At 59.8% G+C, this 999-nt stretch carries 1 protein-coding gene and 1 pseudogene; one reads left to right on the top strand and one right to left on the bottom strand.

The window, feature by feature from the left end:
• Positions 1 to 122 (bottom strand): annotated as a pseudogene (locus DC522_RS33715) (IS110 family transposase); the annotation flags it as partial.
• Here DC522_RS33715 and DC522_RS33710 point away from each other — a divergent pair.
• A partial coding sequence (locus DC522_RS33710) for an IS110 family transposase (RefSeq protein ID WP_116532721.1) occupies positions 108 to 999 on the top strand: 892 nt, incomplete at its 3' end. The pseudogene DC522_RS33715 and the gene DC522_RS33710 overlap by 15 nt on opposite strands.

Raw genomic sequence — 999 nt, 5'->3', positions numbered from 1 at the left:
CAAGCGGTGATACGAGCCTGGTTGATCTCCTTTTGTCGCTGAGTGATCAAGGTGAATACTTCGCGAGCGAGGTAGCGTTTCAGGGACCGGAGGGTCTCAAGTCTGGAATGGCCGTCGGCCATGTTGGCGGGGTTGACACGCACAAGGATCTTCACGTCGCCGCTGTTGTCGACGAACGGGACCAGGTGCTCGGAACCCAGAGCTTTGCGACAACGCGACAAGGCTATCGGCAGATGCTTGCCTGGATGCGTTCCTTTGGAAACCTTCAGCGCGTCGGCATTGAGTCGACAGGAACCTATGGGGCTGGGCTTCTGCGCTACATGCAGACCGCAGGCGTCGAGGTCCTGGAGGTTACGACGTCAGACAAACATGACCGGCGCAGGCGGAGGAAGAACGATGATCTCGACGCCCAGAATGCAGCCCATGCAGCTTTTGCGGGCAAACAGACCGTCACACCCAGAAGCCGCGATGGCATGATCGAGTCCCTGCGTGTCCTCAAGGCGTGCCGCAAGACAGCGGTGGCGGCACGACGCATCGCGTTACAGATGATCCAGAACACCATCGTCTGCGCGCTGGACGGATTGCGGGAGGCCCTGCGTAAGATGACCCGCATGCAACTCGTCAGAACCCTAGCCGCATGGCGGCCTGACCTGACCGACTACCGTAATGTGGAATCCGCCTACAGAATCAGCCTGAAGTCGCTCGCCCGCCGCTATCTCGAACTGCACGATGAAATCGCTGACTTGAATGCGATGATTGGCGCAATCGTCGATGAGCTCGCTCCTAATCTCGTGGCCCGGAACTCCATTGGTCATGCAGGCGCCGCACAACTGCTCTTGACAGCGGGAGACAACCCAGAACGCTTGCGCTCTGAGGCCAGTTTTGCCGCGCTCTGCGGGGTTAGCCTGGTCCCAGCCTCGTCCGGCAAGACTTCACGTCACCGGCTCAACCGCGGTGGCCATCGTCAGGCTAACGCGGCTCTGTATCGCGTCGTCATTA

The organism is Microvirga sp. KLBC 81 (genome assembly GCF_003075415.1).
GTDB lineage: Bacteria > Pseudomonadota > Alphaproteobacteria > Rhizobiales > Beijerinckiaceae > Microvirga.
Note: the sequence above shows the minus strand (reverse complement) of the source record. Positions and strands in the feature narration are given on the sequence as shown.